The organism is Pseudomonas sp. StFLB209, assembly GCF_000829415.1.
In the GTDB taxonomy this organism is placed as follows: Bacteria; Pseudomonadota; Gammaproteobacteria; order Pseudomonadales; family Pseudomonadaceae; genus Aquipseudomonas.
Genome location: NZ_AP014637.1, coordinates 6155162 through 6178657 on the forward strand (window position 1 = coordinate 6155162; position 23496 = coordinate 6178657).

Below are 23496 nucleotides of genomic sequence, written 5' to 3' on the forward strand. Positions count from 1 at the left end.
ATAATTGCGCATTATATTGCGCACTTCTGCATTGTTACGCATCATGCTCATCAGTGATCCATCCTTATCCTGTTCGAGCCTGTCATGACCACTTCATCCCGTAGCCTCGCCCCCCTACTCTTCCCGCTGGGATTGCTGTTGATCGCGATGGCTTCGATCCAGACCGGCGCATCCCTGGCCAAGAGTCTTTTTCCTGCTGTAGGCGCACAAGGCACAACGACTCTGCGCCTGATATTCGCCGCCATCATCATGATCCTGGTGCTGCGCCCCTGGCGTGCGCGTCTTACCGCCCAGTCCATTCCGGCCATTATTCTTTATGGTGTGGCGCTGGGCGGCATGAACCTGCTCTTCTATATGTCGTTGCGCAGCGTACCGTTAGGCATTGCCGTGGCACTGGAACTTACCGGCCCGCTAACAGTGGCGCTGTTCGCTTCGCGCAAGCTGGTCGACTTTCTCTGGATAGGCCTGGCGATTCTTGGTTTGCTGCTGCTTATACCGGGTAGCGAGTCAGCCGCCAGCCTTGATCCATTCGGCGCCGCCTGCGCCCTGGGTGCCGGCGCCTGCTGGGCAGCTTATATCGTGTTCGGCCAGAAGGCCGGTGAGCATAACGGCGTGCAGACTGCCGCACTTGGGGTAATTGTGGCCGCGATGTTCGTTGCCCCGTTCGGGATCGCGCATGCCGGCTCTGCATTACTGGATATTTCACTACTGCCCGCGGCCATCGGGGTGGCCATCCTCTCCACAGCCCTTCCTTACAGTCTGGAGATGGTCGCCCTGACCCGCATGTCGGCGCGAACCTTTGGCACCCTGGCCAGTCTGGAGCCGGTATTTGCCGCACTTTCCGGCATGGTCTTTCTCCATGAGCAATTGTCACTGCTGCAATGGTTGGCCATCGGCGCCATTATCCTGGCTTCTATAGGCGTCACGCTGTCGACGGCCCCGGACCAGCCCAAACTGGTACCGGCTGACTGAGTGCCGAGCATGCAGGGCTAGTATTTATCTCGCACATGAGACATGTTTAGGCCATCTCTGGTACGGTTTATTCATATGGATGAACTGACTACGGTGAAAGCCATCGAATGTCCACGCCAGCTTCAATGCAGGCTCAACCAGGTGACCGGTTAAGGAGCGGGATGAAATACATCGTTATCGTACTGGCGCTCGTGGCCGTGGCAGGCTGCGCAGCCACCAGCGCACCGGTCAAGAAGACCAAACGCGGCATTCATATCAATTGCTCGGGCCTGTCGTCCTCTTGGGACAGGTGCTACGAACAAGCGACCAATGTCTGCGAGTCGACCGAGTACCGGGTCATCGCCAAGTCTGGCGATGCCGTCGAAGATCCAGGCGATTACCCCTTCGGCCTCAATCCCGCCGGCTACACCAGCCGCAGCATGATCATCATCTGCAAGAAACCCCGCCTTTAGTCTGACGGTGCCGCTGTCTCAGACAGCGGCAGTACGCGCCCTCAACCATGCCAGCCCAGCCCCCTGCAGCAAGGGGCTCAGCCGCTCGTTAACGTGAGCATGGTAGGCATTGAGCCAGCCTTTTTCTTCAGCGCTGAGCATACTCAGGTCCAGGCAACGGGTGTCGATCGGGCACAGGGTCAGGGTTTCAAAACGCAGGAACTCGCCAAACTCGCTTTGCCCCGCCGGCTGATTAATCACCAGATTCTCGATTCTCACGCCCCACCGCCCCGGCCGATAAGTACCAGGTTCAATGGAAGTAATCATGCCCGGTAGCATGGCGGTCTGCGGCGTCGCCGGTGCCTGGTAGGCGATCACTTGCGGCCCTTCATGAACGTTCAGGAAGTACCCGACCCCGTGCCCGGTTCCATGACCATAGTTCACCTCATCAGCCCAGATGGGCGCCCGCGCAATCGCGTCCAGCAAGGGTGACAGGATGCCTTTGGGGAAATGCGCCCGTGACAGGGCAATCACGCCCTTGAGTACTCGACTGCAGTCCTGCTTCTGCTCGGCACTCAGCCGACCGACAGGAACCATACGGGTAATGTCGGTGGTGCCACCCAGGTACTGACCACCCGAGTCGATCAGCAACAGGCCATCACCTTCGATCTGCGCAAACGCCGCCTCGCTAGCGCGGTAATGCGGCATGGCCCCATTGCCATTGAATCCGGCAATCGTGGCGAAGCTGGGGCAGATGTAACCAGGACGACGCTTACGGGCCAGACTCAGTTGCTCATCGATATCAAGCTCACTGACCGGCTCACGCCCCAGCGCCCCGTCCAGCCAGGCAAAGAATTCGCACAGTGCTGCGCCGTCCTGCTCCATGACTCGACGAATATGCCGTGTGTCCTCAGCGTTCTTCTGCGCCTTGAACTGGGTGGTCGGGTTCAGCGCTTCGACCAGACTGACTTGTGCATCCAGATAGTCGAGCAGACCGCAGGTCACCTTCGCAGGGTCCAAAAGCAACCGCGCATCGCCCGGCACTTCACGCAAGGCCGCACCAATCTGGGTGTACTCCAGTAACGACACACCGTCGCGCTCCAGGCTTTCGCGCACAAACTTGCTGACCTTGTCGCCTGCGACAAACAGCGTGACGCTGTTCGGTCCGATCAGCGCAAAACAGATGAACACCGGGTTATAGGAGACATCCGAACCCCTCAGGTTAAACAGCCAGGCGATGTCATCCAGGGTCGCAATGAAATGCCAGTCGGCATCGCGTTCGAGCATGCTCTTGCGCAACCGCTCGATCTTGTCGCGACGGCTCTCGCTGGCCTGGGGCGGCAAATGCTCATACACCGGGTTGGCCGGCAGCGCCGGGCGATCCCGCCACAGCTCGTTGAGCAGGTCCATATCGGTACGCAGGCGGGCACCACGCTCATAGAGCTTGCTGGCCAACGCCCGCGAAGAGGCCACCGCCAGCACCGTACCGTCGACTGCTACCACACTGTCGGCGACCGCCTGATCAGCCAGCCACTCCAACGGGCCTTGCTGGCCGGGCAACAGCTTGACCAGTTCGACGCCACTGCCAGCCAGCTCCTTTTCGGCCTGCTCCCAGTAGCGACTGTCGACCCACAACCCGGCGAAATCATGGGTGATAACCAGCGTGCCAACCGAACCGTTGAATCCGCAAAGCCATTGCCGGCCTTGCCAGTAGCCCGGCAGGTATTCAGAGAGATGCGGATCAGCCGACGGCACCAACCACGCGTCGATTCCTTCACGACTCATCAACGCCCGCGCGCTGGCCAGACGTTGCGCCGCCACTCCCTTGGCATGGGTTTGTGTACTCATTGCTACTCCTGCTGACCCGTTCGATTCAGGTCAGATAATGGAGCAGGTCTTAGAGGGTGTCTACAAAATGGCTGCGCTCGCCGATTCTGTAGCCTCCCGCTCAGGCATGGGCAACCGCCCAGAACGGCGCCGGCCGCAACGCATCGCGAATCAGCCCGGCAACCCGTTCGATATCCGCCGCCTGGGTGAAACGCCCCAAGCTCAGGCGGATGGTCTGTGCAGCGCGCTGCGCATCGTATCCCAGCGCCGACAAGACATGGGACGGAGCGCTGCTGGCCGAATTGCACGCCGAGGTCGAAGAAAACGCCAACGATTGCCCCAGTGCGGCGACATCCAGGTCCAGATGAGTAAAGGTCAAGCTCAAGGTATGCGGTATACGTTGCTCGCGGCTGCCGTTAATGACCAGCCCGGGAACGTCTGCCAGCAATTCGCACAAGCGCCGGTTCAACTGCCATGTGTCGGCAATCTCCTGTTCCAGATGTTCGCCAGCCAGAGCGAAAGCGCTGCCCATTCCGGCAATCTGGTGGGTCGCCAGAGTACCGGAGCGCAAGCCCTGCTCATGGCCGCCACCGTGAATCTGCGCCAGTACCCGCTGCTCGGCACGCGGTCCGACATACAGCGCGCCGATACCTTTGGGCCCGTAAATCTTGTGCGCTGAAAACGACATCAGATCGACCTCCAGTACGCTCAGATCAATCGCCAACTTGCCCGCCGCCTGAGCCGCATCGACGTGCAGCAAGGCGCCATGGGCGCGCACCCGGCGACCGGTCTCGGCGATGTCATTGACCGTGCCCAGTTCATTGTTGACCAGCATCAGCGAGACCAGCAGCGTGTCTTCACGCAGCGCGGCGCTGACCGCCTCGGGAGTGATCAGCCCGTCCGCGTCAGGGACCAGGTAAGTCACCTCAAAGCCCTGCCCCTGAAGGTAATGGGCAGTATCGAGAATGGCTTTGTGCTCAATCTGGCTGGTGATGATATGCCCGCCGGCGCGACCCTGGCGCTGACACCAGGCTTGCGCTGCGCCCTTGAGTGCCAGATTGTTGGATTCGGTGGCCCCGGAGGTCCAGATGATCTGGCCGGCGCTGGCGCCCACCAGTGTCGCGACCTGTTGGCGGGCCAGTTCGACCGTTTGCCGTGCTGCCTGCCCGAACCGGTGAGAACTGGAAGCCGGATTACCAAAGGTGCCTGATTGGCCCAGACACGAAACAATCACCTGAATGACCCGCTCGTCCACAGGCGTGGTGGCGGCATAATCGAAATACAGTGCGTTATCGCTCATGAACATCCCTCTAGAATGCACGATCTGGCTCGGCAGATCGTTTCCAGGGCCGGCTCACGTTACAGAGGTTGCGTGATACCCGACCCATCTAACCATGGGCTCATGATGCACCAGACCAAATAGAACTAAAAATTATTAATTTGAATTAATTAATAACCAAATCACATATAAAAATACTCATTATCCCGCCAACTTGATCAACAGACCGATTCAAGGCGTACCGCAAGACTGTCAAGTCATCAATAAAACCGGCAGTAAACCGGACAGTTAAAAGTCGACACAGGGGCGCCAAAAAAACAACACATGTTTTTTGACACCTTTAAAATCAATCGGTTACCTGAAAGTCATGTTTTTTATCAGAAACAAAACAGGATTTTGACGAAATAATTTGACAGATCCTCAGACGGCCCCAATATATAGGTCTGTCTGACCACACCTGGCTTGTATGCCAATGCCACAGAGCATTGCATTGATGTGGTCGTATTGACCCCTACATGGTTGTATTCCCGTATTCCGGTTGTTTCCAGGGTGCTATTGGCGCCACTGGATGTCTGTCAACTCGCATACCCCTTATTGAACTGCTGACTCTGTTCGGTGTGGCGGTAGCTTTGCCTGGAGTTTTTCCATTGCTCGGACATTTCTGAGCGATTGACAAGGACTGGTTACACCTATTCACGCCTCCCCCCGAAGCATTGAGCTTCGGGCGGTAGCGTGCCCAGACAAATGCTCGATGAACCAGGCCATGGCGCCAATGTATTTGGTTTTTCGCCTCCTCCTACCCAGAGGTGTGAACGAATGCCGTCTACTTTTGCAGCTGTTTCTGAACCGATCAGACAATTGGCCCGCAGCATTGATACTCAGGGCTACGCCTGTATCGAGAGTCTGTTGAGCCACGATGACCTGACACAACTGCGCGCCTTTACCGACCAGCAGGCCCAGCGGCATGCCGGGGAGTATTTCGCCTGTCATGGAGAACAGGCACTGGCAGGTTGTTCACTGCTGCAGATGTGCTCCAGCCCGACCCTGCAACAATTGCTCGCCGACCTTTACTGCCTGGCTGCCGGCCAGCAAAGCGTAGGCCAGAGCATCTTTCCGGTCTTGCGTTGCGTGCAAGGCAACCAAGGGCGTCGGGAGTCGAACTGCTTTCACTTCGATGCCAGCCTGGTCACGGTGCTCATCCCCATCTACATCCCGGATGAAGGCCAGCAGCGTGGCGACCTGATGATGTTTCCCAACCTGCGCAGCGCCTCGCGTTCGTTGCTGGTCAATGTGCTGCACAAGATGCTGCTGCAAAACGCCATAACCCGCAGCTTGCTGGCATGGGCAATCCGCCTGGGCTGGCTCAAGCCGCTGATCGTGCAATTGGTCCCCGGCAGCATTTACCTGTTCTGGGGCTACCGATCGCTGCATGCCAACCAGCCGTGCAGCCCCGGCGTTATCCGCGCCACCGCCATTTTGCACTTCGGCGACCCGCACCACGGCAGCCTCATTACCCGTCTGATCCGGCGCATTACCGAACGCCGGGCCATGCGGGTCAGCGCTCAGGCCCTCAGGCCTGACGCTTCTTCAGCCCGACAACACGGAGGTTCAGATGATTAACGTGACCAAGACGTACCTTGGCGACATCGACAAGTTCAAGCGCTACGTCGAAGGGATCTACAGCCGTGGCTGGCTGACCAATCACGGGCCACTGCTGATGGAACTGCAAGCCCGGCTGCGCGACTACCTGGGCGTGCGTCACGTGATCCTCACCAACAACGGCACCCTGGCCTTGCAAATCGCCTACCGCGCACTGAACCTGACCGGCAGTGCCGTCACCACCCCGTTCAGCTTCGTCGCCACCACCAGCTCATTACAGTGGGAAGGCATCCGCCCGTTATTCTCCGATATCGACCCACAGACCTGGAACCTCTCCCCGGCGCACATCGAACAAGCCATCGAAGCCGACACCAGCGCCATCGTTGCCACCCATGTGTTTGGCAACCCGTGTGACGTCGAGGCGATTGACAGCATTGCCCGCCGGCGCAACCTGAAAGTCATCTACGACGGTGCTCATGCCTTCGCGGTGCGCCACGCCGGGCAATCGGTGTACCGCTGGGGTGACATCAGCACCTTGAGTTTTCATGCCACCAAGCTGTTTCACACCATCGAAGGCGGCGCCATCGTCACTGACGATGACGAGGTGGCGCGGCGGGTCATGCTGCTGTGCAACTTCGGCATCGCCAATGTCGACCGCATCGAGGGCATCGGCATCAATGCCAAGCTCAACGAATTCTCCGCCGCCATGGGCCTGTGCATCCTCGACGATATCGACAACATCCTTGAAGCCCGTGCCGAAATCGCCTGGCGCTATAACAGCCGCTTGCGCGACTACATGGACCTGCAGAGCGCCCAGGCCGACAGCCAGTTGAACAACAGCTACTTCCCGGTGGCCCTGCGCGACGAGCAGCAACTGCTCAAGGCGCGTACGGCGCTCAACGCCAACGGCATCAATCCGCGCCGTTACTTCTACCCCAGCCTCGACACGCTGGAATATCTCCAGCCACAAGCCGGCCAACCCATCGCCCGCGCCCTGAGCGAGCGGGTGCTATGCCTGCCGATCTACCCAGGCCTGCACCCGCAAGAGCAGCAACAAGTGATCCAGACCCTGCTCGAAACCTGCAGTCCAGAGGCTGCCGGCTCCGCCGTGGCCCAGGTCGGGTGACAGCCATGTCGGTCATGCGCAATACGCTGTTCAACTATGCCGGGCAAGCCTACGTGCTGCTGGTCGGCATTGCTGTAATGCCGTTCTACCTGGCGCATCTGGGGGCAGAGGCCTATGGCCTGATCGGCTTCTTCACGGTGTTGCAAGCCTGGTTGCAATTGCTCGACGCCGGCCTGTCACCGAGCCTGGTACGCGCCGTTACCCAACAACCGGCAGACGCAGCCGGTCGCCAGGCAAGCGGGCGGCTGCTGCGCTCGTTCGAGCTGCTGTTCGTGCCGCTGACCGTCGCTTGCGCGCTGGCCGTGCACCTGGCCAGTGCGTGGCTGGCCAGCCAATGGCTGAACGCACAAGTGCTCTCGGCGCAGACTGTCAGCGATTGCATTAGCCTGATGGGCGTGATTATCGCGCTGCGCCTGTACGCGACCCTGTATCGCAGCGGGCTACAGGGCCTGGAACAGCACGCCTGGCTGAACGCCGCCAATGTGCTGGTCGCGACCCTGCGTTATTTCGGTGCCCTGCTGCTGGTCAGCCTGTGGTCGCAAGAGGTACGCGATTTTTTCCTGTTCCAGGTACTGGTCAGCCTGCTGGAAAGCTTGCTGTTCGCGGTGCGAGCCTGGCGGCAAATGCCTGCCGGCCTGGCTGGTTTCGATGCCGCGCTGGTCAGGCCGCTCATGCCGTTCGCCGCCAGCCTGTCGTTCACCGCGATCCTGTGGATCGTGCTGACCCAACTGGACAAGGTGTTGTTGGCCGAGCGCCTGCCGCTCGATGAATACGGCTACTTCGCGCTGATCGCACTGATCGCCACCGGCCTGCTGACCCTGACCAACCCGCTGGTGCAGACCCTGCTGCCGCGCCTGGCACGGTTGATGGCCGAGAACCGCGAAGCGGACATGCACCGGCTGTTTCTTGATGCCCACCGGTTTGTCTGCACCCTGCTGTTTCCTCTGGCAGGGATCATCGCCCTGCATGGCCAGGCGCTGATCTATGCCTGGACCGGCGACCTGCAGGCCGCCCGCTGGAGCCAGCCGGTGCTGGGCTGGTACGTGCTGGGCAGCGCGATCATGGCCATCAGCGGCTTTCAGTTTTACCTGCAATACGCCTACGGGCAGATCCGCCTGCACGTCACCTACAGCCTGGTTTGCGCCGTCATCAGCGTGCCGCTGACGGTCTGGGCCATCCATGAACTGGGCGTGCTCGGTGCAGCGCTGAGCTGGGCCGGCCTGCGTCTGGTGTCACTGGCGATCTGGCCGCTGATCGTCCACCGCCGCCTGGCGCCTGCCCTGCATGGGCCGTGGCTGCGCGACCTGCTGCGGATCAGCCTGATGACCTTGCTCGGCCTGACGCTGAGTGCGCCGCTGTTCAAACTGATTGCCGGCCCTGATCGTTTCAGCGTGGTCCTTGCGCTGGCGCTCTGCGGTTTGCTGACCCTGTTGCCGGTGACCCTCAGTCATCGCCCGCTGCTGCACAAGATCTATCTAACGTTGAGCAAACCGAGTACCTGAGCCATGGATGCCATTGCCCGTCATACGCGCCACGAATCGTCCCAGCCACCGTTGTTGAGCATTGTCTGCCCGACCTATAACCAGGAAGCGTTCATCGCCCAGACCCTGGATGGATTTCTGGCGCAGCAGACCGATTTCAACTTCGAGATCCTCATCAACGACGATGCCTCGACTGACAACACCGCGCGGATCATCGCGCAATACGCCGAGCGCTATGCGCACATCATCCGGCCGTTTTATCAGAGCGAAAATCAGTTTCGGCTCGGCAAGCCCTGTGTGCCCGAATTGTTTGTCAAAGCGCGGGGCCGCTATATCGCGTTCTGTGAAGGTGATGACTACTGGACCGACCCGCGCAAACTGCAGTTGCAGGTGGATTTTCTGGAGCGCCACCCCGACTACGTGATCACCTACCACGACGCGATTGCCTTCGATGACAAGGGCCAGTACGGCGTGCAACTGCAAGGTAAATTGCGCGGCGATGCCACTGCGCTGGAGCTGCAAAAGGCCCGGCCCATATCGACCCTGACCACCTGTTTTCGCAATGTGCTGAGCAGCATGCCGCCAGAGTTGCAGATGCGCGTCGCACCGCTCAACGACCTGTGCTGGTGGTCGCTGCTCGGCGCCTATGGCAAAGGCAAGTTCATGGCGCAAATCAAACCGGCGGCCTACCGCCTGCACCCTGGCGGGATCTTTTCGATGCGTAGCGACAAGCGCAAGTTGCACATGAGCCTGCAGACCAGCTCAAGCCTGGCCAACTACTACCACCGCCTCGGCAACCAGGCGCTGTATGAGCACTTCCTGATCCAGAGTGTCTGCCTGTCGCTGTCTGCCTTGTCGCCGCGCCACAAGGTCCAGGCCCTGCTGCGGGTGGCACGCAACTTCGTTGTCAACCTTGGCCGGCGCCTGCGTCCACAACCGGCCAAAGCCCATGTTCAGTGAACTGCTGGTGGTCTGCGTCGGCAACATCTGCCGCAGCCCCATGGCCGAGGCCATTCTGCGTGACCGGCTGGCAGACCGGCCGATCTCGATCCGCTCGGCCGGCCTGCACGCGCTGACCGGCGCACCGATCGATGGCCTGGCCAGGGAAGTACTGGACCTTCACGGCCTTGAGTTGCCCGGCCATCGCTCGCAGCAGGTGGACCGGCAAATGTTGCGCCGTGCCGACCTGATCCTGTCGATGGAGCAACCGCACCTGGCCAGTCTGTTTCGTCTGGCCCCGGAGGTGCGCGGCAAGACCTTCCTGATCGGCCAGTGGCAGCACGCGGCAGAAATCGTCGACCCCTATAAGCGCCCCAGAGCGGCGTTCGAACAGACCTACACGCATCTGTCGCGCTGCGTCGATGACTGGCTTCCTTATATTCAGTCAGGAGATCCGAACCAATGACTGTCATGAACCGCTCCACCCTGGACCACTACCAGGACACCCGGATCGACCTGACCACCCTGTTACACCTGTTGCTCGACCACAAGCGCCTGATTTTCTGGCTGACCGGCATGTTCTTGGTGCTCGGCGTACTGTACGTGGTGCTCGCCACACCGGTGTACCAGGCCTCGGCGATGATCCAGATCGAACCGCGCAAGGTTGGTATCGAAGGCGTGCCGGAGGTCAGCAACAAACCGATGTCGGCCTCCCAGGCCACCACCGAGATCGAGCTGATCAAATCCCGCGCGCTGCTGGTCAAGGTGGTCGATGACCTGCGCCTGAACATCGAGGCAACCCCCGACCACGTGCCGGTCATCGGCGCCTGGCTGGCGCGTAATTTCCAGCCCCAGTACCAAGGGCAACTGGCCGAACCGCTGTTTGGCCTCGATAGCTATGCATGGGGCGGGGAGAAGCTCGATATTTTCCAGCTCACAGTGCCCGAGGCGTTGCTGGGTGAGGCATTGAAACTGGTGGCCGGCAAAACCGGTGAGTACAGCCTGTATGACGCCGACGGCAATCTGCTGCTCAATGGCGCGGTACGACGCACCAGCCTGGGCCATGGTGTGATCATGCAGGTCGCCGAACTCAACGCCCGTCCCGGCACCGAGTTCAGCGTGTCGCGTCAGCGCACCCTGAGCAGCGCGCTGCTCTGGCAGGATCGCCTGAAGATCATCGAGGCCGGCAAGGACTCGGGCATCATCTACCTCTCTCTGCAGGACCCGGACGCCGAGAAAGCCAACCGCATTCTCAACGAGGTCAGCCGCCTGTATGTGCGCCAGAATGTCGAGCGCAGTTCGGCCGAAGCCGCGCAGCGGCTGGAGTTTCTTCGCTCGCAATTGCCGATGGTGCGCAAGCAACTCGAAGAAGCCGAGACCGCTCTGCAGAAATTCCAGACCAGCGCCCGCTCGGTGGACCTGTCCATTGAAACCAAAGGCGTGCTCGATCAGGTCGTGGAGATGGACAACCGGCTCTCGGAGCTCAAGCTCAAACGCGTCGAGCTGGAGCGTCTTTACACCCGCGAGCACCCCACCTACCGCAGCTTGATGAGCCAGATCGGCCAACTGGAAGGCCAGAAGCAGATCCTGCTGAAAAAGATCGACAGCCTGCCCCAGTCACAGCAAGAACTGTTGCGCCTGACCCGCGACATGCAGGTCATCAGTCAGACCTACACCCTGATGCTCAACAAGAGCCAGGAACAGGACATCCTGCGCGCCGGCAGCATCGGCAACGTACGCATCATCGACAATGCCGACACCAACATCGAGAAACCCGTCAAGCCAATGAAGAAACTGCTGGTGCTGGTCGCCACCCTATGTGGCGCCCTGCTGGCGGTGATCATCATTTTTATCCGCCAGGCGTTCTATCGCGGCATCGAAAACCCCGACCTGATCGAAAACCTCGGCATGCCGGTGTACGCCTCGCTGCCGTTCTCGCGCCAGCAAGAGCGTCTGGATAAAACCGCCAACGCGGCGGGCTTGCCCCGCGAGTCGCGCCTGCTCAGCACCCGCGCCCCGGAAGAACTGGCCCTGGAATCCTTGCGCAGCCTGCGCACCAGCCTGCATTTTGCGATGCTCGAAGCGCGCAACAATGTGCTGATGATCACCAGCCCCCTGCCCGGCGCCGGCAAGTCGTTCGTCTCCGCCAACCTGGCGGTGATCATTGCCCAGACCGGCAAGCGGGTCCTGCTGATCGACGCCGACATGCGCAGGGGCTACCTGCACAAGGTACTGGGCCTGCAACCGCGCCACGGGTTGTCTGACACCCTGGCAGCAAGGCTCAAGTACACCGAGGTCATTCATCACACCGAAGTCCGTCACCTGGACTTCATTTCCTGTGGCTTCGCGGCGCCCAACCCGTCGGAATTGCTGATGCACGACAACTTCAACCGGATGCTCGGCGAGCTATCGCCGCAGTACGACCTGATCATCATCGACACCCCGCCGATCCTCGCCGTGACCGACGGCACCCTGGTCGGCCGCCAGGCCGGCACTTGCCTGCTGGTGGCACGTTTCGGCCTGACCACCACCCGCGAACTGGAAGCCTGCAAACGCCGCCTCAACCAGAACGGCATCGTCATCAAGGGCGCGATTTTCAACGCAGTGGTGCGCAAGGCCTCCACCGCCGAATACGACTGCACGACCTACGGCTACAGCTACCACCCGGTTCAAAAATAAACCGGCCTGCGACGAACAAGGAGCTTTACCATGACCAGGACCATCGCAATGATGCAGCCGTACCTGTTTCCCTATCTGGGCTATTTCCAGCTCATCGCCACCGCCGATGTATTCGTACTGGGCGATGACCTGCAATACATCCGCGCCGGCTGGGTCAACCGTAACCGTATCCTCTGCGAAGGCCAGCCACGGCTGATGACTTTTGCAGTCAAAAAGGACCGCTTCGAGCTGCCCATCATGCAGCGCCAACTGGCCGACAGTTTTTTCGAGAACGACGCGCCGCGGCTGGTCAACCTGCTCGTTCACAGCTACCGCAAGGCACCTTACTTCAGTGAGGTCATGCCGCTGCTGGAGCGGCTGATCCGATTCCCCCAACACAATCTGGCCCTGTATGCAGAAAACGCCCTGCGTGAAATCTGCGCTTACCTACAGATCAGCACGCCGATCCTGCGCGGCTCAAACCTCACCCTTAGCGCCTGCACGGACAAGCAGGAGCGGGTCATCAACATCGCCCACACCTTTTCGGCAGGCACCTTCCTCAATCCGATTGGCGGCCTTGAGCTGTACGACCGTGAGCGCTTCGCCCGCAACGGCCTGCAACTGCGCTTCTTCACCATGAACCCGATCAGCTATGCACAGCTCAAGCATGAGTTCGTGCCCAACCTGTCGATCATCGATGTGCTGATGTTCAACAGCGTCGAGCAGGTGCAGGCGCTGCTCGGCAACTTCAGTGTGAGTGAGGGCGGTGCTGCCAACGACCCGTGCATGGACGCCGATATCGTGCCGTTCAGCTCACAGCTTGCCGGGGAGTGATTGCATGACGACTCTCGCCGTCCCCGCCCGCTGGTACCTGATCCAGACCCGCCCACGCCAGGAAGCCCGTGCCCTGGAGCATCTGCAGCGCCAGCAGTTCGAGTGCTATCAGCCGCTGACCAATAACACGGCCCGCCCCGAAACCCTGTTTCCCGGCTATCTGTTCATCCGCATGGACCAGATGCAGGACAACTGGTACCCGATTCGCTCCACCCGTGGCGTGTCGCGAATCGTGACGTTCGGTAGCCAGCCGACCCCGGTAAGCGATGAACTGATCGAACAGATCCGCCAGCGCCTGGCCGGTCAGACACCGCACTCAAGCTTCAACCAAGGTGACCCGGTGCTGATCCGCAGCCGCAGCTTCTGTGACGTGGAAGCCATTTTTCTGGCCTTCGACGGCACCGAACGGGCCGTGATCCTGCTTAACCTGATGCAGCGCCAGCACCGGGTCGTCCTGCCGCTCAACGAGTTGGCGCGTGTACCGGCCTGAAGCCTGCGGATTTGTCGGCTGGATTGCTTCTCTGTAGGAGCGACCTTGGTCGCGAATGCTATTGGCCAGGCGCCACAAATGTCGTGACTGCAATTGCCTCTTCGCGAGCAAGTTCGCTCCTACAGGCAAATCACCACCCTCGCCTTTACAACGGAATGTCCCATGTCCAAGCAGACCACGCTGGTGACCCTGACCTACGGGGATCGCTACAGCTATTTGCATACGCTGATCAGCCGCTCGCTGGCAAACCCCTTGATCGAGCGGGTCATTGTGGTCAGTAACGCCTCGACGGCGCCGCTGCACAAATTGACCGAACAGTGGCCCGAGCAGGTTCGGGTGATCCACCTTGAGCACAACACCGGCTCGGCCAACGGCTATGCCATAGGGATTCAGGCCGCGCTGCAGGCCGGTGGCGAGTACCTGTGGTTGATGGACGACGACAATGCGCCGACGCCCAATGCCGTAGAAGTGCTGCATGACCGGCTACAACGCCTGATCCAGGCGCACGACGCCGACAACACCGCAGTGCTCGGCTTTCGCCCTACCCATCAGGCCGACATTGCCACCGGCGTGCCGCAGCGTTTTGCCCTGCAGAAGCGCTCAAGCTTTCTGGGTTTTCATATCGCTCAGGTGCCGTACAAACTCTGGCGGCGCTTGCCGTGGGGACGACCACGGCTCAGTGCTGGCCTGCCTTCGCTGGTGCAACTGCCGTTTGCCACGTACGGCGGTCTGCTGGCCCATCACAGCCTGTACCGCAAGATCGGTCTGCCGCTCGATGCCTTGAAGCTGTACGCCGACGACAACGAATACACCTGGCGCATCACCGCCAATGGCGGACGCTTGTTTCTGGTGCCCGAAGCGCTGCTCGACGACCTGGAGCATTCCTGGAACATCAAGCAACGCACCAGCAATGTCTACGAGAGTTACCTGCTCGGCGATTCCGACCTGCGCGCCTACTACGGTGCACGTAATCAGGCCTGGTTTGACAAGAACATCTGGGTCAGTTCGCCGTTGCTCTACCAGCTCAATCGCTGGTTGTTCCTGCGCCTGCTGCGGGTCTTCGCCCGCCGCTGCGATGCCGGCCCGCGTCTGAAACTGCTCGAACAGGCGATTGCCGATGGCGAGTCGGGGCTGTTGGGCCTGAACCGGTCCTATCCGCTATGAAGCTTCTGTTTCTCAGCAGCCTGTATGCCCCGGACATTGGCGGCGGTGCAGAAATCATCCTGCAACGCACTGTCGAAGGGTTGCAGGCGCGCGGCCATAACGTACGGGTGCTGGTCACGGGTGCCAAAGCCGGCCTGTATCAGGAAGAGGTCAATCAGGTCAGGGTCTACCGCGCCGGCCTGCGCAATTTCTACTGGCACTTCACTCAGCGCCGTCCAGGTCGGCTGGCACGCCTTGGCTGGCACCTGCGTGACCGCTACAACAGCGGCATGCGCGAGCACCTCAAGCGGGTCATCAAGCTCGAACAACCCGACCTGGTGGTCTGCCATAACCTCACCGGCTGGTCGGTCTCGGCCTGGGATGAAATCAGCCATAACAACCTGCCCATCGTTCAGGTGTTACATGACCTGTACCTGCTGTGCCCGAGCAGCACCATGTTCAAGCAAGGCCGTGACTGCCAGCAGCGCTGTGGAATGTGCGTGCAGTTTCGCAAGGGGCACGCCGAACGCTCGACGCAGGTCGACAGCGTGGTCGCGGTCAGCCGCTTCATGCTCGACCGGCTGCGTAACCATGGCTACTTCAAGGGCGCGAGCTGTCAGGTGATCTATAACGCCAGCCCGTTTCCAGCGCCCTTGCCGGCCTGGTCGCCGAGCCGCAGTGCGCAAGCACCGCTGCGCTTCGGTTATCTGGGCACGCTGTCAGAGCCCAAGGGCGTGGGCTGGCTGATCGAGCAGTTCAAGCGCCTGCCGTTCGACGCCACGCTCGATATCGCCGGGCGCGGCCAAGTGGCCGATGAACAGCGCTTCAAGGCCATGGCCGGCAATAGCGAGAGGATCCGTTTTGTCGGCTATCAGCAACCGGAACGGTTCTACGCCGGAATCGATGTGGCGGTGGTGCCTTCGACCTGGAGCGAGCCATTCGGCATGGTCGCCGTAGAAGCCTGCGCTCATTCGCGGCCGGTGATCGCCAGTCGTATGGGCGGCCTGACGGAGATCATCCAGGACCAGCTCAATGGCCTGCTGTGCAGCCCGGACGACCCCGACTCACTGGGCCTGGCGATGCTCAAACTGCACCAGCAACCGCAACTACTGGCCCGCCTCAGCGCTCAGGCGCGCAGCAGCGTTGCCGCGCTACTCGACCTGGAGTTGATGCTCGACAGCTACGAACGCCTGTTCATCCAGACCCTGCAAGGGCGCATGGCCCTGCCCCAGCCACATCCGATCTGACGCCCGCGACACAACCCGTCAAGGCTCTGACATTCATCCGCTTCATCACTTTGCAGGCCCCTGCGATGATCGTTATCAATGCCCGTTTTCTGACTCAGGACACCTGCGGTGTGCAACGCTACGCCGAGCAGATCTGCCTGGCGCTGCGCCAACTGCGCGACGATCTGGTCTTCGTCGCCCCGCACGGTATCAAAAACCACGCCAGCGCCCAGGCCTTGCAGGTACAGTGCATCGGCCGCCACCAAGGCCATTTGTGGGAACAGCTTGACCTGCCGCTGTACCTGCGGCGCAACGGCAATCCGCTGCTGCTGTCACTGAGCAACAGCAACCCGATGTTCTACCGCAATCAGGTTGCCACCCACCACGACATCACCTACGTTCGCCATCCGCAAAGCTATAGCTGGCGCTATCGCGCAGCCTACCGGACGATCATGCCGATCCTGCTGTCGCGGGTCCGCGCACTGGTCACCAACAGCGAGTTCTCCAAAAGTGAAATAGCCGGATTTTACCGGCTGCCCAAAGAGCGCATCCTGATTCTGTCAGCCGCCGTCAGCGAGCAGTTCATGCCCGCCGCCAGCCAACCGGAACAGCCTTACCTGCTGGCGGTCTCCTCACCCAATCTGCACAAGAACTTCAGGCGCATGATCCAGGCGTTCCTGAGCCTGCGCGGCCAGCCAGACCTGCAACTGCACATCGTCGGCAGCGCCAACAGCCTGTTCGCTGACCCGGACCTGCAACAACTGGCCTGCCGCGACCCACGCATCCGTTTTCTCGGCCGCCTCGAAGATGCCGAGCTGATCGCCCAGTACCAGGGTGCCACGGCATTCGTGTTTCCTTCACTGTACGAAGGTTTCGGCATCCCGCCACTTGAGGCCCAGGCCTGTGGCTGCCCGGTGCTGGCGTCCAGCGCCGCGTCGATTCCGGAAGTGCTGCGCGACAGCGCGCTGTACTTCGACCCGCTGGATGTCCAGCAGATGGCCGCCGCCATGCAGCGGCTGCTCAATGAGGCGGATCTGCGCCAGTTCCTGCGCCGCAAGGGCCTGGCCAACGTTGCGCGCTTCAGTTGGCGCCACTCAGCGCTGCGGCTGTCGCAACGGCTCGACCAGCTCCCCGAACCTGGCGTGCAACGCAGCAGCCTGCCGCGCACCTGACCCCAAGCCCTGAGATCCGGCTGCACGCTGTTCGCATCGCCGCTCACTCGCCACCGCTCAAGGAAGACCCATGAAAATCGCAATCGTCCACGACTGGCTGGTGACCTACGCCGGCGCCGAACGCGTATTGGCCTCGCTGCTCAAGGTCTGGCCGCAAGCCGATCTGTTTGCCGTGATCGACTTCCTCAGCGACCGTGACCGTGCCCAACTGGGCGGCAAAGTCGCCACCACCAGCTTCATCCAGAAACTGCCCGGTGCACGCAAGCACTACCAGCGCTATCTGCCGCTGATGCCGATGGCCATCGAGCAACTGGACCTGTCTGGCTACGATCTGGTGATCAGCAGCAGCCATGCGGTCGCCAAAGGGGTGTTGACTGGCCCGGATCAGTTGCACGTCAGCTATGTGCATTCACCGATTCGTTATGCCTGGGACCTGCAACATCAATACCTGCGTGAGTCAGGCCTCGACAAGGGGTTCAAGGGCACTCTGGCGCGGATGGTCCTGCACTACATCCGCATGTGGGACCAGCGCAGCGCTGCCGGGGTCGATGAGTTCATTGCCAACTCGGCGTTCATCGGCGCGCGCATCGACAAAGCCTATCGGCGCTCGTCCACTGTGATTTATCCGCCCGTGGACACTCTGCACTACACCCCGCTGGGGCTGCGCGATGACTACTATTTCACCGCCTCGCGCATGGTGCCTTACAAGCGCCTGCCGATGATCGTCGAGGCATTCGCCAACATGCCGGACAAACGTCTGGTGGTGGTCGGCGACGGTCCGGAAATGCCGCGCTGCCAGGCCATCAACGCCCCCAACGTCACGCTGCTCGGCTACCAGCCGGCGGCGGTAATGCTGGAGCACATGCGCGCCGCCAAAGCCTTTGTGTTTGCCGCCGAAGAAGACTTCGGCATCAGCCCGGTCGAGGCCCAGGCCTGCGGCACCCCGGTGATCGCCTACGGCAAGGGCGGGGTGCTGGAAACCGTGCTGGGGCTGGACCATCCAACCCCGACCGGGGTGCTGTATGACCGCCAGGACGCCGCGTCATTAATAGCCGCCGTTGGCCATTTCGAAAGCACTCAGGGGCGGATCAGCGCCAGCGCCTGCCGCTTCAATGCCGAGCGTTTTTCCACGGAACGCTTTGAACAGCAGATCAAGGCCCTGGTTGACGCCCGCCTGGCCAGTGCCCGGCAACAGCGCCCCAACCTGCTGGACTGGCGCGCAGCTTCGCCTGACAGCGAGCTGGCCGCCCGCGTCGTACCGATCAAATCGGTCTGAGGGTGAACCATGGACACTCCGCTTCGCGGCATCTTACATGCCCATCAATCGCTGCTGTCAGTCGCCCACCGCCTGCTGGATCTGCTGGTCATCGTGCTGATCGGCTATTGGCAACACCAGCAGCAAGCGTTGTTTGGGCCTACCGAAAGCTGGCTGCAGATTCTTATGGCGGTGCTGGGCTTTCACTGGCTCAGCGAATTTCACCAGTTGTACGGATCCTGGCGTGGCGAGCGTATTTTCGGCGAACTGGCCAAGGTCTTCACCTGGTGGTCACTGAGCTTTGTCAGCTTGCTCTCGATGGATTACCTGTTGCTCGACGGCCAGGCATTGCCAACGCCCCAACAGATGACCTGGTTCGCCCTGGTGCTGGCGACCCTGTGCGGTTATCGGGTGCTGATTCGTCAAGTGCTGCACGCCTTGCGCCGACACGGTTTCAATACCCGCCGGGTGGCCATCGTCGGCACCGGCCAGGTCGGTGCCAGCCTGGCCCGCTCGATTGCCGATGCGCCGTGGATGGGCCTGAAACTGCTGGGCTTCTATGACAGCCACCCGCAGCAGATGGACCTCGACAGCAAGGGTTCGCGGCTGCTGGTGCTGGGTGACCTTGAGCAATTGATCATTGATGCCCGTCAGGGCCGCATCGACAAGGTCTACATCACCCAGGCCGAACCCCACCTGCGCGAGCTGATTACCGGGCTGTCCGACACCACCGTCTCGGTGTACCTGATCCCGGATGTGTTCACGTTCGAGCTGTTGCATGCGCGCAGCGAGAGCATCAACGGCCTGCCCACCATCAGCATTTTCGACTCGCCCATGGAGGGAGCGCTGGGCCTGGTCAAACGTGCCGAAGACGTGATCCTGGCCAGCCTGATCCTGCTGCTGATCGCGCTGCCGCTGCTGGTCATCGCCGCTGCGATCAAGCTCACCTCCAAAGGCCCGGTGCTGTTTCGCCAGCGCCGCTACGGGCTGGACGGCCGGCCGATCATGGTCTGGAAATTTCGCAGCATGACCGTCCAGGAAAACGGCGACGAGGTCCGCCAGGCAACCCGCAATGACGCCCGTGTCACGCCGCTGGGCGGCTTTCTGCGGCGCACTTCGCTGGATGAACTGCCGCAGTTTTTCAACGTCCTGCGCGGTGACATGTCCATCGTCGGGCCGCGCCCCCACGCCGTGGCGCACAACGAGCAATACCGCAAGCAGGTCAGCCGTTACATGTTGCGCCACAAGGTCAAGCCGGGGATCACCGGCTGGGCTCAGGTCAATGGCTGGCGCGGTGAAACCGACACCCTGGACAAGATGCGCAAGCGCGTCGAGTTCGACCTGCAGTACATCCAGCAGTGGTCGCTGTGGCTGGACCTGAAAATCATCCTGCTGACCCTGTTCAAGGGCTTTCTCAACAAGAACGCCTTCTGACCCCACCCCACCGCGTATTCTCAGGAAGGAAACCTCCCTATGTATCGATCGCCCGTCGCCGCACTGCTGTTTGCCCTGCTCCTGCAAGGTTGCGCATTCGCCCCCGGCCAGCATATGAGCCTCAGTGATGTCGAAGCCGATGACCCTGACGGCCCCAAGGCCAGACTGGTCAACATCACCCCGCAGAGCCTGGCGCAGCAGCAACAGGTCGCCCTGGCCAATGGCAAGCCGCTACCGGCGCAGCTGTTGAACTACACCACCCCGGAGTATCTGGTGGGGCCGGGCGATACCTTGCTGGTGACCGTGTTCGAACATCCGGAACTGACCGCGCCGGGCTCGCAGGACCAGCTCGATGCCAATACCCGTGAAGTCCAGGGCGACGGTACTCTGTACTTCCCGTATGTCGGGCGTATCCAGGCAGCCGGCAGATCCGTGCGGCAGATCCGCGATCAACTGCGCATGGGCCTGTCGCCGCAGTACACCGAGGTCAAGGTCGATGTGAAGGTGCTGCGCTACAACAGCCAGCGGGTGCTGCTGTCCGGCTCGTTTCGCAATCCCGGGCAACAGTCGATCACTAACATTCCATTGAGCCTGGTGCAGGCGGTCAGTACCGCAGGCATCGATAGCAGCGATGCCGACCTGGCCAGCCTGACCCTGCGCCGTGACGGCACCGATTATCAGATCGACATCGACGCGCTCAACCGCAAGGGCTCGCAACTGGGGCGCATCTATCTCAAAGACGGCGATCATCTGCACCTGAACAGCAACTCGAAAAACCGCATCTATGTGCTGGGTGAGGTGCGCAACCCGCAGGTGCTGTCATTCGGCACCACCCAGGTGACCTTGCTGGAAGCCTTGGGCAACTCCGGCGGCCTGAGCCCGGACAGCGCCGACGGTGATGCGGTGTATGTGATTCGCGGCGTGGACAATCAGGCCAATGCCGAATCGACGGTCTACCACCTCAACGCCAAGAAGCCTACCGCGTACCTGCTGGCCCGCCAGTTCGAACTCAAGGCCCAGGATGTGGTGTTCGTAGGCCCGGCGAACATTACCCGCTGGAGCCGCTTCATCAGCCAGTTGCTCGGCTCGGCAAGTGTCGTGCAGACCGGCGCGGCGTTTCGTAACTGACCGGGCATTGCGTTAGGCGCAAGTGTTGCTGAGGCAACAGTGCTTCGACACTGCTGTGTTGCTCCAGCACCAATCCAGCCTGCAAACAACCCTCCAGCGGTCATGAAATGCCTTGTGTTAGCTCAGTGGCAATGAGTCTCGCAAGCTGGCACACAAGCTGCTTTGCGTATGGACGCTTATTGCAAGGAATCTCTCGATGTTGGTTGTTTCACTCTCAGGCAGTCCCTCTCCTACTTCGCGTTCGGGCGTGGTACTGGCACATGCCGGTAACTGGCTCAAAGCCCACGGCGTGGATGTCACCACCGTACGGGTGCGTGACTTCAATGCTGAAGATCTACTGTGGGCGCGCTTTGACAGCCCGCCAGTGCAGGCCTTTATCGAGGCCGTGCGCCAAGCGGACGGGTTGTTGATTGCCACCCCGGTGTACAAGGCATCGTTTGCCGGAGCCTTGAAGACGCTGCTGGATCTGTTGCCGGAGCGGGCGCTGTTGGGCAAGGTGGTGTTGCCGCTGGCGACCGGTGGCAGTATTGCCCATATGCTGGCGGTTGATTACGCGCTCAAGCCGGTGTTGTCAGCGCTCAAGTCCCAGGAGGTCCTGCACGGGATCTTCGCGATCGACAGCCAGATCAGCTACGGCGATGTGCCTGAGGGCGGCGTGCTGGATGAGGTGCTGACCGGGCGACTCCATGAAGGGCTGGAGCATTTTCTACGCGGCTTGCAGCATCGGTTGCATACGCGCAAAAAGGCGGTTGGCGCGCATTTGCAGCTGGCGCTTTGATTTACAAGAACTCTTTCGATCGATGGAAAATCCTTTATCGCGGTGGCTGGGCTGCAGGTTTCGCCCTGCTGGGCGAGTTCCTTTGTCTTGGCAAAGGAACCAAACCGCTTGCTCCGGTCTTGGCCCCGCCCTTGAGGGCGGGGTTCCCTCGCTCCGGCGCCCCATCACCGGTACGCGCTGATGTGCCCTCCATGGCACAGCAGCGCTTGCCAGGCATCCATGCCTGGCACCCGGTTCTGCGACACCTGCGCTCGGCCAGCGCCAATCGTCGCGTTCGGCGTCGTCTGTGCCATCTCGACTCAAAGATCAACAGCAACAGCAACGAGCTAAAGCCAGGCGTGGATCATCTGAAATGCAATCTCACAGACGCCGCCGAACGCGACTTGGGCGCAGGCCGAACGCAGGTGTCGATTTGGTGGGAAAGCCGGCAGGGAAGCCGCTGCTCTTTCTATAAGGAGCAGGTGCGCTGGGCAGGACGCCCATCGCGCCGACCGCCAAATCGGCCAAAGGGCGGGGCCAAGGCAGGAGCAAACGGTTTTGGTTACTTGCCACCAAGACAAAAGTGACCCGCTGTAAAAGCGGAAAAGTGACTCAAACCCAACGCCGCTGCGGCGAATGCACGCCACTCAAACCGCCAAACCGCCAAACGATCAGTGTTGCACCACCAGCGGATACAACGATAACACCAGCAGCAACGCCATCACGCCATTGAACACCCGCACCCGACGCGGGTCGCGCAATACGTTGCGCAGCAGGCTGCCAAACCCCGCCCAGATCCCCACCCCCGGCAGGTTGATCAAACCAAACACCGCCGTGATCACCAACACATTGGTGAAATACCCCTGCATCGGCGTATAGGTCGTGATTGCCCCCACCGCCATCACCCAGGCCTTGGGGTTGACCCACTGAAACAGCGCAGCGGCAAAAAACGTCATGGGCTCGCCGCGTGACGGCCCGTTATCACCCACCGGCCCGGACGTCGCGATCTTCCAGGCCAGGTACAACAGATACGCACCGCCGACATACCGCAGCAAGGTATAAAACCATGGCCAGCTCTGGAACACACTGCCCAGGCCCAAGCCTACCGCCAGCACCAACACCATGAAGCCGATACTGATACCGAACATATGCGGCACCGTGCGGCGCAAACCGAAGTTCACCCCCGAGGCCAGCAGCATCATGTTATTAGGGCCCGGCGTGATCGAGGAGACCAGCGCAAACAGGGCAAATGCCAGAAGCAGATCGAAAGACATACGGCAATCCGTGCAAACCAGTGAGACAGGTCGCTCACCCTACCCAGACGGCGTCTGGAAACACACGGACAGCTAGAAGAAAGTTTTACCGGTACAGTTTTCGCAAATCAGAAAATCAGTAGAACTGTCAGAGTCGCATCAGCCCTGACGATCCCGGCTGACGACGCCCGCGTCAACATTGACTTCGGCGCTGTGGTCAAACTCGCGTACTTGCTGCAGCTGCGGGTTGGCCAGCAACTGGGCCTTGCGGGCATGGTATTCGTCGAACGACAGGCCGCGACGGTTAAGGTCTTCCAGCGCCAGTTGCAGGGTTTCTTCAGCGCTGTAAGGGCGCTGCTCGACGGCATGGTGGGTCGAGCAGCCGCTGATCATGGCGACAGAGAACAACAGGGCAAGAGCAGTAAAACGGTGCATGGTGACCTCCTTGGAAGGTTCGATTCGGGAATGAACAAAGGTTAATCCCGCCCCGCT

At 60.8% G+C, this 23496-nt stretch carries 21 protein-coding genes; 17 read left to right on the plus strand and 4 right to left on the minus strand.

Annotation, left to right across the window (positions count from 1 at the left end):
* The first annotated feature begins 84 nt into the window (after positions 1–84).
* Together rhtA and PSCI_RS27330 are read left to right on the plus strand one after the other, a co-directional pair.
* Entirely contained in the window at positions 85–972 is an 888-nt protein-coding gene (rhtA, locus tag PSCI_RS27325) for a threonine/homoserine exporter RhtA (RefSeq protein WP_045493213.1), read from the plus strand.
* A 161-nt stretch (positions 973–1133) separates the two neighbouring features.
* Positions 1134–1424: a hypothetical protein gene (locus PSCI_RS27330; protein WP_045493217.1), complete on the plus strand. Its 291-nt coding sequence runs from the start codon at positions 1134–1136 to the stop codon at positions 1422–1424.
* 18 nt (positions 1425–1442) lie between these two features.
* Here PSCI_RS27330 and PSCI_RS27335 read toward each other — a convergent pair whose 3' ends face one another.
* Together PSCI_RS27335 and PSCI_RS27340 are read right to left on the minus strand one after the other, a co-directional pair.
* Positions 1443–3251 carry an aminopeptidase P family protein gene (locus tag PSCI_RS27335; protein WP_045493220.1) on the minus strand — a complete coding sequence of 603 codons (1809 nt, stop codon included), beginning with the start codon at positions 3249–3251 and terminating at the stop codon, positions 1443–1445.
* A 100-nt stretch (positions 3252–3351) separates the two neighbouring features.
* A complete protein-coding gene (locus tag PSCI_RS27340) occupies positions 3352–4530 on the minus strand; it encodes a cysteine desulfurase family protein (RefSeq protein ID WP_045493223.1) in 1179 nt (392 codons plus the stop codon).
* A 795-nt stretch (positions 4531–5325) separates the two neighbouring features.
* Here PSCI_RS27340 and PSCI_RS27345 point away from each other — a divergent pair.
* From PSCI_RS27345 to ssuE, 15 genes are all read left to right on the plus strand, one after another.
* On the plus strand, positions 5326–6129 hold the full coding sequence (locus tag PSCI_RS27345) for a hypothetical protein (protein WP_045493225.1): 804 nt from the start codon (positions 5326–5328) through the stop codon (positions 6127–6129).
* A complete protein-coding gene (locus PSCI_RS27350) occupies positions 6122–7234 on the plus strand; it encodes a DegT/DnrJ/EryC1/StrS family aminotransferase (protein ID WP_045493227.1) in 1113 nt (370 codons plus the stop codon). The genes PSCI_RS27345 and PSCI_RS27350 overlap by 8 nt, the downstream gene beginning before the upstream one ends.
* Positions 7235–7239: 5 nt before the next feature.
* Entirely contained in the window at positions 7240–8736 is a 1497-nt protein-coding gene (locus PSCI_RS27355) for a lipopolysaccharide biosynthesis protein (RefSeq protein ID WP_045493230.1), read from the plus strand.
* 3 nt (positions 8737–8739) lie between these two features.
* Positions 8740–9675 (plus strand): glycosyltransferase family 2 protein, encoded by a 936-nt coding sequence (locus PSCI_RS27360; protein ID WP_045493233.1) that lies wholly within the window; start codon positions 8740–8742, stop codon positions 9673–9675.
* Positions 9665–10120 carry a low molecular weight protein-tyrosine-phosphatase gene (locus PSCI_RS27365; RefSeq protein WP_045493236.1) on the plus strand — a complete coding sequence of 152 codons (456 nt, stop codon included), beginning with the start codon at positions 9665–9667 and terminating at the stop codon, positions 10118–10120. The genes PSCI_RS27360 and PSCI_RS27365 overlap by 11 nt, the downstream gene beginning before the upstream one ends.
* Positions 10117–12333, plus strand: a complete 2217-nt coding sequence (locus PSCI_RS27370; protein WP_045493239.1) for a polysaccharide biosynthesis tyrosine autokinase — start codon at positions 10117–10119, stop codon at positions 12331–12333. Before PSCI_RS27365 ends, PSCI_RS27370 begins: the two co-directional genes overlap by 4 nt.
* 30 nt (positions 12334–12363) lie before the next feature.
* Positions 12364–13146, plus strand: a complete 783-nt coding sequence (locus tag PSCI_RS27375; RefSeq protein ID WP_045493242.1) for a WbqC family protein — start codon at positions 12364–12366, stop codon at positions 13144–13146.
* 4 nt (positions 13147–13150) lie between these two features.
* Positions 13151–13636, plus strand: a complete 486-nt coding sequence (rfaH, locus tag PSCI_RS27380; RefSeq protein ID WP_045493245.1) for a transcription/translation regulatory transformer protein RfaH — start codon at positions 13151–13153, stop codon at positions 13634–13636.
* Positions 13637–13798: 162 nt separating this feature from the next.
* Entirely contained in the window at positions 13799–14800 is a 1002-nt protein-coding gene (locus PSCI_RS27385; protein WP_045493247.1) for a glycosyltransferase, read from the plus strand.
* Positions 14797–16026: a glycosyltransferase family 4 protein gene (locus tag PSCI_RS27390; protein ID WP_045493249.1), complete on the plus strand. Its 1230-nt coding sequence runs from the start codon at positions 14797–14799 to the stop codon at positions 16024–16026. Before PSCI_RS27385 ends, PSCI_RS27390 begins: the two co-directional genes overlap by 4 nt.
* Before the next feature lie 65 nt (positions 16027–16091).
* Positions 16092–17177, plus strand: coding sequence for a glycosyltransferase family 4 protein (locus PSCI_RS27395; protein ID WP_045493251.1), 1086 nt, complete (start codon positions 16092–16094; stop codon positions 17175–17177).
* A gap of 70 nt (positions 17178–17247) precedes the next feature.
* Positions 17248–18453 (plus strand): glycosyltransferase family 4 protein, encoded by a 1206-nt coding sequence (locus PSCI_RS27400; RefSeq protein ID WP_045493253.1) that lies wholly within the window; start codon positions 17248–17250, stop codon positions 18451–18453.
* Positions 18454–18462: 9 nt separating this feature from the next.
* Positions 18463–19866: an undecaprenyl-phosphate glucose phosphotransferase gene (locus PSCI_RS27405; protein ID WP_045493255.1), complete on the plus strand. Its 1404-nt coding sequence runs from the start codon at positions 18463–18465 to the stop codon at positions 19864–19866.
* Between the two features lie 39 nt (positions 19867–19905).
* Positions 19906–20994 (plus strand): polysaccharide biosynthesis/export family protein, encoded by a 1089-nt coding sequence (locus PSCI_RS27410; RefSeq protein ID WP_045493258.1) that lies wholly within the window; start codon positions 19906–19908, stop codon positions 20992–20994.
* 196 nt (positions 20995–21190) lie between these two features.
* The gene (ssuE, locus tag PSCI_RS27415; protein ID WP_045493261.1) at positions 21191–21772 is read left to right on the plus strand and encodes an NADPH-dependent FMN reductase; all 582 of its coding nucleotides are present in this window, start codon (positions 21191–21193) and stop codon (positions 21770–21772) included.
* A gap of 650 nt (positions 21773–22422) precedes the next feature.
* On the opposite strand, the gene PSCI_RS27420 is transcribed toward ssuE, so the two are convergent.
* Entirely contained in the window at positions 22423–23025 is a 603-nt protein-coding gene (locus tag PSCI_RS27420; RefSeq protein WP_045493264.1) for a LysE family translocator, read from the minus strand.
* Between the two features lie 138 nt (positions 23026–23163).
* Positions 23164–23439 carry a hypothetical protein gene (locus PSCI_RS27425; RefSeq protein WP_045493267.1) on the minus strand — a complete coding sequence of 92 codons (276 nt, stop codon included), beginning with the start codon at positions 23437–23439 and terminating at the stop codon, positions 23164–23166.
* Positions 23440–23496 lie beyond the last annotated feature (57 nt).

Excerpts from the sequence above, each read along its gene's own strand:
- PSCI_RS27375 (WP_045493242.1), top strand. The coding sequence starts at position 12,364 with ATGACCAGGACCATCGCAATGATGCAGCCGTACCTGTTTCCCTATCTG.
- PSCI_RS27420 (WP_045493264.1), bottom strand. The coding sequence starts at position 23,025 with ATGTCTTTCGATCTGCTTCTGGCATTTGCCCTGTTTGCGCTGGTCTCC.
- PSCI_RS27345 (WP_045493225.1), top strand. The coding sequence starts at position 5,326 with ATGCCGTCTACTTTTGCAGCTGTTTCTGAACCGATCAGACAATTGGCC.
- PSCI_RS27360 (WP_045493233.1), top strand. The coding sequence starts at position 8,740 with ATGGATGCCATTGCCCGTCATACGCGCCACGAATCGTCCCAGCCACCG.
- PSCI_RS27385 (WP_045493247.1), top strand. The coding sequence starts at position 13,799 with ATGTCCAAGCAGACCACGCTGGTGACCCTGACCTACGGGGATCGCTAC.
- PSCI_RS27425 (WP_045493267.1), bottom strand. The coding sequence starts at position 23,439 with ATGCACCGTTTTACTGCTCTTGCCCTGTTGTTCTCTGTCGCCATGATC.
- rhtA (WP_045493213.1), top strand. The coding sequence starts at position 85 with ATGACCACTTCATCCCGTAGCCTCGCCCCCCTACTCTTCCCGCTGGGA.
- PSCI_RS27400 (WP_045493253.1), top strand. The coding sequence starts at position 17,248 with ATGAAAATCGCAATCGTCCACGACTGGCTGGTGACCTACGCCGGCGCC.
- PSCI_RS27335 (WP_045493220.1), bottom strand. The coding sequence starts at position 3,251 with ATGAGTACACAAACCCATGCCAAGGGAGTGGCGGCGCAACGTCTGGCC.
- ssuE (WP_045493261.1), top strand. The coding sequence starts at position 21,191 with ATGTTGGTTGTTTCACTCTCAGGCAGTCCCTCTCCTACTTCGCGTTCG.
- PSCI_RS27350 (WP_045493227.1), top strand. The coding sequence starts at position 6,122 with ATGATTAACGTGACCAAGACGTACCTTGGCGACATCGACAAGTTCAAG.
- PSCI_RS27365 (WP_045493236.1), top strand. The coding sequence starts at position 9,665 with ATGTTCAGTGAACTGCTGGTGGTCTGCGTCGGCAACATCTGCCGCAGC.
- PSCI_RS27395 (WP_045493251.1), top strand. The coding sequence starts at position 16,092 with ATGATCGTTATCAATGCCCGTTTTCTGACTCAGGACACCTGCGGTGTG.
- PSCI_RS27355 (WP_045493230.1), top strand. The coding sequence starts at position 7,240 with ATGTCGGTCATGCGCAATACGCTGTTCAACTATGCCGGGCAAGCCTAC.
- PSCI_RS27330 (WP_045493217.1), top strand. The coding sequence starts at position 1,134 with ATGAAATACATCGTTATCGTACTGGCGCTCGTGGCCGTGGCAGGCTGC.
- PSCI_RS27370 (WP_045493239.1), top strand. The coding sequence starts at position 10,117 with ATGACTGTCATGAACCGCTCCACCCTGGACCACTACCAGGACACCCGG.
- PSCI_RS27390 (WP_045493249.1), top strand. The coding sequence starts at position 14,797 with ATGAAGCTTCTGTTTCTCAGCAGCCTGTATGCCCCGGACATTGGCGGC.
- PSCI_RS27410 (WP_045493258.1), top strand. The coding sequence starts at position 19,906 with ATGTATCGATCGCCCGTCGCCGCACTGCTGTTTGCCCTGCTCCTGCAA.
- rfaH (WP_045493245.1), top strand. The coding sequence starts at position 13,151 with ATGACGACTCTCGCCGTCCCCGCCCGCTGGTACCTGATCCAGACCCGC.
- PSCI_RS27340 (WP_045493223.1), bottom strand. The coding sequence starts at position 4,530 with ATGAGCGATAACGCACTGTATTTCGATTATGCCGCCACCACGCCTGTG.
- PSCI_RS27405 (WP_045493255.1), top strand. The coding sequence starts at position 18,463 with ATGGACACTCCGCTTCGCGGCATCTTACATGCCCATCAATCGCTGCTG.